The following is a 12,361-nucleotide window of genomic DNA, read 5'->3' on the forward strand; positions in this document are numbered from 1 at the left end:
TCTCTCCGTTGGGGTGGTGCGTCAGGCCGACGGTCCGTCGTCGGGCAGCCAGGCCGCGACGGCCTGCCAGACCTGGCCGAGGATGTCGGGGCGGACCAGTTCGTCGTGCGAGCAGGGCAGGGCCCGCTCGGTGACGGTGCCGGTGACGTGCCGGGCCCACCGGCCAGCGACCGGCTCGCCGTCGGGGGCGCTGTCGGTGGAGGTGAGCAGCAGCGCGTCGCCGTCGAACACCCGGTAGCGGTGCCCGGCGCGGACCACCGTGTTGTTCTGCACCACCCGGGCCAGGAGGCCGACCTCGTCGTCGGAGAAGCCGGCGATCACGTGCCCGAACTCGGCCCGGATCAGCTCCTCCCAGGGCACGTCCTCGGCCGCGGCCTCGGGCTCGTCGTCCTCGTCGGGCGGGTAGGAGTCCATGATGACCAGGAACACCCGCTCGCCCTGCTCGCGGAGCTGCACGGCGATCTCGTGGGCGGGCGCGACCCCGAAGGAGAAGCCCACCACGAGGTACGGCCCGGACGGCTGCACCGCCCGCATCCGCGCGACGTAGTCGGCGGCCATCTCGGGCAGCGAGGGGGCGAGCGCCCCGACGCCGTCGAGGCCGCTGGCCTGGAGGCCGTAGATCGGGTACGCCTCCGGCACGTGCCGGGCCAGCGGCATGTAGCACCAGCTCAGGCCGCCGGCGGGGTGGACGCAGAACAGCGGGGGCCGGTCGCCGCCGGTGCGGATCGGCAGCAGCACGTCCAGCGAGGCCCGCACCGAGGAGAGGCTCAGGGTGTTCATGAGCCCGGTGACGGTGGGGCTCGCCATCACCTCCTGCACGGTCACCGAGATGCCGCGGACCTTGAGCCGCTGCACCAGGGCGACGGCGAGCAGCGAGTGCCCGCCCAGGGTGAAGAAGTCGTCGTCGACGCCGACCGTGGGCAGGCCGAGCACCTCGGCGAACGCCTCGCAGATGCGTTCCTCCAGCACGGCGAGGGGGCCGGGGGCGACGCGGGCGGTCCCGCCGCCCGCCCCGGGCGTGCCGGGCGCGGGCAGGGCGGCCCGGTCGAGCTTTCCGTTGCCGGTGAGCGGCAGCGCGTCGAGTGCGACGAACGCGGCCGGCACCAGGTACGCGGGCAGCCGCTCCTCGACGTACGCGCGCACGGTGTCGGTGACGTCCGCGCCGGCCTCGGCCGGGACCAGGTAGGCCACCAGGCGCTTGTCGCCGGGGGTGTCCTCGCGGACCAGCACGGCCGCCTGCGCGACCGCCGGGTGCGCGGCCAGCACGGCCTCGACCTCGCCGGGCTCCACCCGGTAGCCGCGGATCTTCACCTGCGCGTCCGCCCGGCCGACGAACACCAGTTCCCCGTCCGGGCTCCAGCGGACCTGGTCGCCGGTCCGGTACATCCGGCCGCCGGAGAACGGGTCGGCCACGAACCGGTCGGCGGTCGGCCCGGGCCGGCCGGCGTAGCCCCGGGCCACACCGGCCCCGGCCACGTACAGCTCGCCCGGCACGCCCACCGGCACCGGTTGCAGGCGGTCGTCCAGGACGTACACGCGGGTGTTGTCCAGCGGGCGGCCGATGGGCAGGACGTCGCCGACCTCCGCCGGGTCGGTGACCACGTGGTGCGTGGCGCAGAGGGTGATCTCGGTCGGGCCGTACATGTGCCGGACCGTGACCCCCGGGTTGGCCTCGAGGACGCGGCGGACCGCCGGTGCGGGCACCACGTCGCCGCCGGTGAGCACCTCGCGCAGCCCGGCGAAGCAGGCCGGGTCCTGCTCGGCGAGCACCCGCAGCAGGCCGGCCGTGACGTGCACGTGGGTGAGGTCGTGGCCGGTGACGAGGTCCCGCAGCACGGCCGGTTCGATCGCGCCGGCCGGGGCGACGACCACGGTCCCGCCGGAGAGCAGCGGCACCCAGATCTCGTAGGTGGATGCGTCGAAGGCGTGCGGCGCGTGGAACAGCACCCGCGGCGTCGCACCCCACCCCCGGTCGTACGCGAGGCGCACCACGTCCCGGTGGGTGGTGACGACGCCCTTCGGCACCCCGGTCGAGCCGGAGGTGTACATCGAGTACACGGCCGCCGACGGGGTCACCGGGGGCAGCGCGACTCCGGGCGCGTCCTCGTCGGTGTCGGCGGCGACGATCACGGCGTCGCCGGGCGTGGTGACGAACTCGTGCCCGGCGGTCGGCGCGTGCACCAGGACGACCCGGGCGCCCGCGTCGGCGGCCACCGTGCGCATCCGGGCGAGGGGCCAGGCCACGTCCAGCGGCAGGTGGACACCGCCGGCCTTGACCACGGCCAGCAGCGCCACCAGCAGCTCGGCGGAGCGTTCCATGACCACGGCCACCGGCGATTCCGGCCGGACGCCCGCGGCGACCAGGCGACGGGCCAGCCGCCCGGCCCGGGCGTCCAGCTCGGCGTAGGTCAGGGTCACGTCGCCGGCCACCACGGCGGTCCCGTCCGGGTCGGCCGCCACGCGCGCGGCGAACGCCTCGGCCACCGTCAGGTCCGCCACCGGCGTCGCCGTGTCGTTCCAGTCGACCAGGACCCGCCGCCGCTCGGCCGGGTCGAGCACGTCGACGCCGGTCAGCGGGAGGTCGGGCCCACCGTCGAGCCCGGCCTCCAGCGCGTCCACCAGGTTCGCGGTGGCGGTCGCCAGCAGCGCGCAGACCTCGTCGGGACGGACCGGGGAGACGGCGTTGACGTTCACCCGCAGCCCCGCGCCGTCGTCGTCCACGGCGACCGACAGCGGATAGTTGGTGCGCTCCCGCATGGACAGCGCGCGGATGCCCTCGATCTCCTCGTCGCCGTGCGCCGCGGCCTGGCCGGGGGTGTTGTGCCGGTAGTTGAACAGCGCGGTGAACAGCGGCGCGCTGCCGGCCAGGCCGCTGGCCTGCTGCGCTGTGGTGAGCAGCGCGTGCTCGTGTTCCAGGAGCGCGGCGAGCTGGTCCCGCATCGCGGTGACCGCGGCCGCCGCGCCGGTGCCGCCGACCCGGACCCGGACCGGCAGGGTGTTGATGAACGGGCCGGGCACCCGGTCCGCGCCCGTGCTCAACCGGCCGAAGAGGATGGTGCCGAACACCACGTCGTCCCGGCCGGCCACGGCGGCGAGCACCCGGGCCCAGGCCACGTGCAGCACGGTCGCCGGGCTCACCCCGAGCCGGCGCGCCACGTCCCGGACCCGCGCGGACACCTCGGGCGCCAGCGGCAGCCCGGCGCGGACCAGGCCGGCGCCGTCGCCGTGCACGTCGAGCAGGCCGTACGGGGCGGTCGGCTCGGTCACGTCGCCGAGCAGATCGGCGAAGTAGCGCTGGTGCTCGTCGGTGGAGATCCCGCCGCGGGCCTGGGCCACGAAGTCGCGGAACGGCACCGGCGGGGGCAGCTGGTCGCCGCGGCCGAGCAGGATCGCCCGGACCTCGTCGAGCAGCACCTCCAGGCCCATGTGGTCCTGGACCATGTGGTGCACCCGGAGCAGCGCCAGCCAGGTGCCGTCGGGGCGGGGCGTGGCGTGGATGCTCAGCAGCGGCGCCGCGCCCAGGTCCATGGCCAGCCCGACGGTCTCCCGGAGCCGGTCGGCCTCGTCGCCGTCGCCCGGTTCGAGGGTCACCTCCCGCACCGGCAGCGTGGCCCGCCGCCACACCACCTGCACCGGCTCGCGCAGCCCCTCCCAGACCACCGCCGAGCGGTAGACGTCGTTGCGGTCGATGACCTGCTGCAACGCGGCCGCGAAGGCGTCCAGCCGGGCCCGGGAGTCGAACTCCACGAGGGCCGGCATGACGTAGACGTCCTCGCGGTCCGCACCCGCCATGAGGTGGTGGAAGAGCATGCCCTCCTGGAGCGGGGCGAGCGGGTAGACGTCGGCGACGTTGGCCGCGCCGCCCGCCACGGTGGCGACCACCGTGGCGATCTCCTCGTCGGTCAGGTCGACCAGCGGCAGCATCTCCGGGGTGAGCCGGTCCGCGCCGGCGGGGATCCGGTTCGCCGGCACGGCCAGCTGCTCCCGGCCGGCGGCGGCGGCCAGCCCGGCCACCGTCGGGGTCTGGAACAGCGCCCGCACCGACACCGACACGCCGCGCTGGCGCAGCCGCTCGACAAGCGTGACGGCCAGCAGCGAGTGCCCGCCGAGGGCGAAGAAGTCGTCCTCCACGCCGACCGCCGGCAGCCCGAGCACCTCGGCGAAGACCGCACAGATGATCTCCTCGCGGGGGGTCTCCGGGCCGCGCCCGGCGCCCGCGCCCGCGCCGAACTCGGGGGCCGGCAGGGCGCGCCGGTCGAGCTTGCCGTTGGCCGTCACCGGCAGCGCGTCGAGGACCACCACGGCGGCCGGCACCAGGTACGCGGGCAGCCGCCCGGCGAGGTGCCCGCGGACCGCCTCGGGCAGGCCCGCCGCGTCGACGTCCGGGCCGGCCGGTACGACGTAGCCGACCAGCCGCGGGTCGCCCGGCACGTCCTGGCGGGCCAGCACCACGGCCTCGGCCACGTCCGGGTGGGCGGCCAGCGCGGCCTGCACCTCGCCCGGCTCGATGCGGAACCCGCGGATCTTCACCTGCTCGTCGACCCGGCCGGCGAACACCAGCTGGCCGTCGGCCGACCAGCGCACCCGGTCGCCGGTGCGGTACATCCGCTGCCCGTCGCCGTCGAACGGGCAGGCCACGAAGCGTTCGCCGGTGAGCCCGGCCCGGCCCAGGTAGCCGCGGGCGAGCTGGGCGCCGGCCAGGTACAGCTCGCCGACCACGCCCGGCGGGACCGGGGTGAGGTGGTCGTCGAGGACGTACGCGCGGGTGTTGGCGATGGGCCGGCCGACGGGCGGGACGCCGGCCACGTCGTCGTCGGTCCACCAGGCGGTGGCGTAGACGGTGGCCTCAGTCGGGCCGTAGATGTTGGCCACCCGCACCCCGGGCAGCGCGCCGCGCACCCGGTTGACCGCCGACGCGGTGAGGGCCTCGCCGGCCAGCACCACGGTGCGGGCGGCGGCGCGCACGTCGCCGCCGAGCACCCGGGACAGCGCGGAGGGCACCGCGCTGATCAGGCTCGCCGACCAGCCGGCGCCCGCCCGGTCGGTCAGTGCCAGCAGGTCCGGGACCACCTCGATGCTGCCGCCGGAGACCAGCGGGCCGAACAGCTCGAAGACCGACACGTCGAAGTTGAGCGAGGTGGCGGCGAGCACCCGGGAGAACTCCTCCCGGCTGAACGTCCCGGCCGCCCAGGTGAGCAGGCCGACGGCGGTGCGGTGTTCGACCACCACGCCCTTGGGCCGGCCGGTGGAGCCGGAGGTGTAGATGACGTACGCCCGGTGCCCGGGCAGCAGCGGGGCCCGCCGGTCGGCGTCGGTGAGGTCGGCGCCGGGCAGGCCGGCCAGCTCGGCCGCGACGGCCGGGTCGTCCAGCAGCACGGTCGCCGGCGCGCCGGCGGGCAGCGTCGCCGCCGGGCCGTTCGCGGTGAGCACGCAGACCGCCTCGGCGTCGCCGAGCAGGAAGCCGATCCGGTCCGCCGGGTACGCCGGGTCGACCGGCAGGTACGCGGCGCCGGCCTTCCAGACGCCCAGCAGGGCGGCGATCGTGTCGGCCGAGCGGGGCAGGCAGACCGCCACCACCGACTCGGGTCCGACGCCCCGGCCGACCAGGTGCCGGGCGATCCGGTTGGCCCGGGCGTCCAGTTCGGCGTACGTCAGCCGGGTCGCGCCGCAGGTCACCGCGACCGCGTCCGGCGTGCGGGCGACCTGGGCCGCGAAGAGCGCCGGCACGGTGGTGTACGGCACCGGCAGGTCGCTGTCGTTCCAGCCGGCGAGCACCGCCCGCCGCTCGTCGGAGTCGAGCACGTCGACCTGGCTGACCCGCAGGTCCGGGTCCTGGGCGACGGCGTCGAGCACCCGGACCAGGCGGTCGGCGATCCGTTCCGCCGAGGCCGGGTCGAACAGGTCGGCGGCGGCGATCAGCGCGCCGCCCAGCCCGGCGGGGCTGCCGTCGGCGTCGAACGCCTCGCCGATGGTCACCTCCAGGTCGAACTTGGCCGCGGTGAGCCCGACCGGCAGGCCGTCGGTGCGGGCCCCGGCCAGCTCGCCGCCGGCCGCGGCCGTGTTCTGGAGGGTGAGCATCACCTGGAAGATCGGGTGCCGGGCCAGCGAGCGGGCCGGGGCCAGCTCCTCGACCAGCCGCTCGAACGGCACGTCCTGGTTCTCGTAGGCGGCCAGGCCGGTGGCGCGGACCCGGGCCAGCAGCCGGCGGAAGGTGGGGTCGCCGCTCAGGTCGGTGCGGATCACCAGGGTGTTGACGAAGAACCCGACGAGTTCGTCGAGTCCCTGGTCGGTGCGGCCGGCGACGGCCGAGCCGATCGGCACGTCCCGGCCGGCGCCGAGGCGGGACAGCAGGGTCGCGAAGGCGGCCTGGAGCACCATGAAGACGGTGACGCCCTCGGCCCGGGCCACCTCGCGCAGCCGCGCGTGCACCTCGGCGGGCACCCGCAGCGGCACGTCGTGGCCGCGGTGGCCGGCCTCGGCGGGGCGGGGCCGGTCGACCGGCAGCTCCAGTTCCTCCGGCGCGCCGTCCAGGGCGGCCCGCCAGTAGGCGACCTGCCGCGCCAGCACGCTCTCCGGGTCGTCGTCGGCGCCGAGCAGCTCCCGCTGCCAGAGCGCGTAGTCGGCGTACTGCACCGGCAGCGGGGTCCACTCCGGAGCCCGGCCGGCGCGGCGGGCCGCGTAGGCGGTGGCGAGGTCGCGGGCCAGCGGGGCCATCGACCAGCCGTCGCCGGCGACGTGGTGCACCAGCAGCACGAGCACGTGCTCGGTCGGGCCGGCGGTGAACAGCCAGGCGCGCACCGGCAGGTCGACGGCGAGGTCGAAGGGGGTGGCCGCCGCCTCGCCGGCCGCGTCGGCGAGCCGGTCGGCGGGGGTCGGCACCACGCGGAGCGCGAAGCCGCACCCGTCGAGCGGCAGCACCCGCTGGTACGGCTCGCCGTCGGCGACCGGGAAGACGGTACGCAGCACCTCGTGCCGGCCGACCACGTCACGCAGCGCGGCGGCCAGCGCGTCCGTGTCCACCGGTCCGTCGATCCGCTGCGCGAGGGGGATGTTGTAGGTGGCGTTCGACCCTTCGAGGCGGCCGAGGAACCACAGCCGCCGCTGCGCGTACGACAGGGGCGTCCGGTCGGGGCGGGGTCGGGGGGTGAGCGCGGGCCGGTCGGGCGCGGCGGCCCGGGCGAGCCGGTCGGCCAGGCCGGCCGGGGTGGGCGCCTCGAACACCGCGCGGATGGGCAGTTCCGCCCCGAGCACCACCCGGACCCGGCTGACCAGCCGGGTGACCAGCAGCGAGTGGCCGCCGAGGGCGAAGAAGTCGTCGTCCGGCCCGACCGTGGGCCGGCCCAGCACCTCGGCGAAGACGCCGCAGAGGATCTCCTCCCGGGCGGTGGCCGCCGGCCGGCCGCTCCCGGCGCTCTGCTCGGGGGCGGGCAGGGCGGCCCGGTCGACCTTGCCGTTGACGGTCAGCGGCAGTGCCGGCAGCGGCACCACGGCGGCGGGCAGCAGGTAGTCGGGGAGCCGGTCGGCGGCGTGCGCGCGCAGCGTGGCCACCAGGGCGTCACCCGGCGTGGACGGGTCGGCCGGCACCACGTACGCGACGAGCCGCTTCTCCCCGGGGGTGTCCTCGCGGACGGTGACCACGGCGCGGGCCACCTCCGGGTGGCCCGCGAGGACGGCCTCGGCCTCGCCGGGCTCGACCCGGAAGCCGCGCAGCTTGATCTGCGCGTCGGTCCGGCCGACGAAGACCAGCCGCCCGTCGGGGTCGCGGCGCACCCGGTCGCCGGTGCGGTACATCCGCTCCCCCGGCGCGAACGGGCAGGCCACGAAGCGTTCGGCGGTGAGGCCCGGCCGGCCGGCGTACCCGCGGGCCAGGCCGGCGCCGGCGGTGTACAGCTCGCCGACCACCCCGGCCGGCACCGGCCGCAGCGCCGCGTCGAGGACGTACACCCGGGTGTCCGGGATGGGCGCGCCGATCGGCACGGCCCCGGACAGGTCGTCGGGGCGTACCGGGTGGACGGTGGTGAAGGTGGTGTTCTCCGTCGGGCCGTACCCGTTGACGAGCTGAACGTGCGGCAGCCGCTCCAGCAGGGCGCGGCAGTGCGCCGGGGAGAGCACGTCGCCGCCGGCGAGCAGCCGGCGCAGGCCGGCCAGCGCGGTGACGTCGGCGTCGACCACCTCGTGGAAGAGGCCGGCGGTCAGCCAGAGGGTGCTGACCCGCCGGTCGGTGAGGAAGGCGCCCAGCTCGGCCACGGACAGCGCCCCGGGCGGGGCCACCGCCAGGGTGGCGCCGGTGAGCAGGGCGCCCCAGATCTCGAAGGTGGCCGCGTCGAAGGAGACGGAGGCGAGCTGCGCGACCACGTCGCCGGGGCCGAGCGGGGCCACCCCGGGGGCGCGGACCAGCCGGTCGATCGCCGCGTGCGGCACGACCACGCCCTTGGGCCGGCCGGTGGAGCCGGAGGTGAACATGACGTACGCCGGGTGGTCGGGGCGCGGTTCCGCGGGCCCGGCCGGGTCGGCGGCGTCGAGCGCGGCCCGGGTGGCCGGGTCGTCGAGGACCAGCCGGTCGACCGCCGCCGGCAGCGCGGTGGTCACCGCGCTCGTGGTGAGCACCAGCCGCGGCGCGGCGTCGGCGACCATGTCGGCGATCCGGCCGGCCGGGTAACCGGAATCGACGGGCAGGTAGGCGCCGCCGGCCCGGAGGATGGCCAGCAGCGCCACCACCAGCTCGGCGGAGCGGTCCAGCAGCACGCCCACCACGGTCTCCGGCCCGATTCCGCGGTCGCGCAGCAGCCGCGCCAGCCGGCCGGCGCGGGCGTCCAGTTCGGCGTACGTCCAGGCGCCGGCCGCGTCGACCAGGGCCACCCCGTCCGGGGTACGCGCGACCTGCGCGGCGAACGCGGCCGGGACGGTCAGCGGCGGCACGCCCCGGCCGGTGTGGTTCGGCTCCTCGACCAGCCGCCGGTAGCCGTCGTCGTCCAGCACGGGCACGGCGGCCAGCGGGGTCTCCGGCGCGTCGGTCAGCGTGGCGACCAGGTGTGCCAGGCAGGTGTGCAGCAGCGCGCACACGTCGTCCGGGTCGGCCGGGGCCACCGCGTCGACGCTGAGCAGGAACCGCTCCCCCAGGTCGTCGACGGAGACGGTGACCGGGTAGTTGCTCCGCTCCCGGGAGGCCACCTGCTCGATGCCGTCCACCCCGTCGTCGGCGGGCCCGTCCACCGGGGGCGCGCTGTGCCGGAAGTTGAACAGGGCGGTGAACAGCGGCTGCCCGTTCGGCACCCCGCTGGCGGTCTGGGCCAGGGTGAGCGGGGCGTGCTCGTGCGCCAGCAGCTCGGCGAGCTGGACGCGCAGGGCGGCCAGCGCGTCGCCGGTGCCGCCGTCGAGCCGGACCCGCACGGGCAGGGTGTTGATGAACGGGCCGAGAACCCGGGCGTCGCCGCCGCCGGCGCCCAGCCGGCCGGAGAGGACGGTGCCGAAGACCACGTCGTCCCGGCCGGCGAGGGCACCCAGGACCCGTGCCCAGGCCAGGTGGAACAGGGTGGCCGGGCTGACCCCGTGGGAGCGGCCGAGCCGGCGTACCCGGTCGGCCAGGTCGTCGGCGACGAAGCGCTGCGCGCCGCGCAGGTCGGCGGCGTCGCCGTGCGCGTCGGTGAGGCCGTACGGGGCGGTGGTCTCGGTGACGTCGCCGAGCAGGGCCCGGAAATGTGCCTCCTGCTCGTCGCGGGAGGAGCCGAGCCGGGCCCGGGCCACGAACTCGCGGAACGGCAGCGGGTCGGGCAGCTCGTGGCCGCGCCCGGTCAGGAACGCCAGCACCTCGGCGAGCAGCGTCTCCAGGGCGGTGTGGTCCTGCACGAGGTGGTGGATGCGCAGCAGGCCCAGCCAGCGGCCGGTGCCCGGCTCGGCGGCCACCCGCATCCGCAGCAGCGGCGGGCGGTCCAGCGCCAGCCAGGCGCCGCCGTCGGCGAGCAGCGCGGCGACCGGGTCGGCGGCGCCGGCCAGGCTCACCTCCTCCACCGGCAGCTCGACGTGCCGGGCCACCACCTGCACCGGCTCGCGCAGCCCGGCCCAGACCACGGCCGTGCGGTAGATGTCGTGCCGGCGCACCACCGCCGACAGGGCGGCGAGGAAGTCGTCGAGCCGGTCCCGGGTGGCGAACCGGAGCACGGTGGGCAGCACGTAGACGTCGTCGCCCTCCCGGTCGGCCATCAGGTGGTGGAAGAGGATGCCCTCCTGGAGCGGGGCGAGCGGGTAGACGTCGGCGACGTTTGCCGCTCCGCCGGGGACCGCCGCGACCACGGTGGCCAGCTCCTCCGGGGTCAGGTCGACAAGCGGGAGCATCTCCGGGCCGATCTCCCGGGCGCCGTCGGGGATCCGGTTGGGCGGCACGGGCACCGACGTGACGCCCGTGGCGGCGGCCAGGCCGGCCGGGGTGGGGGTGGTGAACAGCGCCCGCACCGGCACCGTCACGCCGAGCCCGCGCAGGTGCTCCACGAGGGCGACGGCGAGCAGCGAGTGCCCGCCGAGGGCGAAGAAGTCGTCGTCCACCCCGACGGCCGGCAGGCCGAGCACGGCGGCGAACGCGGCGCAGAACAGCTCCTCGCGGGCGTCGGCGGGAGCCCGGCCGGCCCCGGCGGCGTGGTCCGGGGCGGGCAGCGCCCGGCGGTCCACCTTGCCGTTGGCGGTCAGCGGCAGCGCGTCGAGCACGACCACCGTCGAGGGCACCAGGTACGCCGGCAGCAGCCCGGTCAGGTGCCCGCGCAGCGCGGCCACGTCCACCCCGGCGGGGCCGGCCGGCACCACGTAGCCGACGAGCCGCCGGTCGCCGGGGCTGTCCTCGCGGACCGCGGCCGTGGCCCGGGCGACGGCGGGGTGCCCGGCCAGCGCGGCCTCCACCTCCCCCAGCTCGATCCGGAAGCCGCGGATCTTCACCTGGTCGTCGGCGCGGCCGACGAACGCGAGGCTGCCGTCGGCCCGCCAGCGGACCACGTCGCCGGTGCGGTACATCCGCTCCCCGGCGGCCCCGTACGGGCAGGCCACGAAGCGCTCGGCGGTGAGGTCGGGGCGGTTCTGGTAGCCCTGGGCCACCTGGGCGCCGGCCAGGTACAGCTCGCCGGGGCAGCCGACCGGGACAGGGCGCAGCGCGGCGTCCAGCACGTACGCCCGGGTGTTCCACAGCGGACGGCCGATCGGCACCTGGCCGGCCGGTTCGCCGCCCAGCTCGGCGGTGGTCGCCCAGACGGTGACCTCGGTCGGGCCGTACAGGTTGGTCACCGAGCGGGCCCGGGCGGTCAGCGCGGCGGCCTGGGCGGGCGGCAGCGCCTCGCCGCCGACCAGCACCCGCAGCCCGGCCAGCGCGTCGGCGTGCCCGGCCGCGAGGGCGTGCCACCAGGCGGGGGTGGCCTGGGCGACGGTCACCCCGGCCCGGCGGATCAGCGCGGCGGCGGCCGCCGGGTCGCGGACCACGGCCTCGTCGGCGAGGACCACGGCGGCGCCGGCGAGCAGCGGCAGGTACAGCTCCAGCACGTGGATGTCGAAGGCCACCGTGGTGACGGCGAGCAGCCGGTCGTCCGGGGTGAGCGGGGTGGTGGCGGCCATGGCGGTGAGGAAGTTGGCCAGCGCGCCGTGCGGGACCACCACGCCCTTGGGCCGGCCGGTGGAGCCGGAGGTGTAGATGACGTAGGCCGGGTGTTCGGGGCGCGGCGCGGCCGCCGGCGCGGGTCCGGCTTCGGCGAGCCCGGCCACGGTGGCCGGGTCGTCCAGCAGCAGCGCGCCGGCGGCCCCGGCGAGGGCGGCGTTGCCGGCGCGGGCCCGGGTGGTGGTGAGCAGCAGCACGGGCCGGGCGTCGGCGAGCATCCAGCCGACCCGCTCGGCCGGGTAGCCGGGGTCGATCGGCAGGTAGGCGGCGCCGGTGCGCAGCACCGCGAGCAGGGCGACCACCAGGTCGGCGGTCCGGTCCAGGCAGATCGCGACGAGCGCGCCGGGGCGGGCGCCGCGGGCGGCGAGGTACCCGGCGAGCCGGTCCACCCGGGCGGCCAGTTCGGCGTGGTCGAGCCGGGTCTCGCCGGCGAGCAGGGCGAGGGCGTCCGGGGTGGCGGCGGCCCGGTCGCGGATCAGGTCGGCGACGGGCCGCGCGGGCACCGGGGCGTCGGTGGCGTTCCACTCCCCGACCACCCGCCGGTGCTCGGCGGGGTCGAGCACGTCGACCGTGCTCAGCCGGGCGTCGGGGTCGGCGGCGAGCCCGGCCAGGACCCGGACGAGGTAGCCGGCGACCCGCTCGACCGTGTGCCGGTCGAACAGGTCGGCGGCGGCGATCAGGGTGCCGCTCATCCCGGCCGGCGCGCCGTCCGGGTCGTACGCCTCGGTGAGG

The 12,361-nt window shown here is 77.2% G+C and carries 1 protein-coding gene (only partly in view); it reads right to left on the minus strand.

Annotated elements, in window-relative coordinates; genetic code table 11:
* Positions 1 to 21 precede the first annotated feature (21 nt).
* Positions 22 to 12,361 carry the final stretch of a non-ribosomal peptide synthase/polyketide synthase gene (locus NLX85_RS24950; RefSeq protein ID WP_254339038.1) on the minus strand. 13,901 nt of this gene lie beyond the right edge of the window, so 12,340 of the gene's 26,241 nt are visible here — the last part of the coding sequence; the start codon falls outside the window, past its right edge — the gene reads right to left on this strand; its stop codon occupies positions 22 to 24.

Origin of the sequence: Micromonospora sp. A3M-1-15 (assembly GCF_024213425.1) — a bacterium.
In the GTDB taxonomy this organism is placed as follows: domain Bacteria; phylum Actinomycetota; class Actinomycetes; order Mycobacteriales; family Micromonosporaceae; genus Micromonospora; species Micromonospora chersina.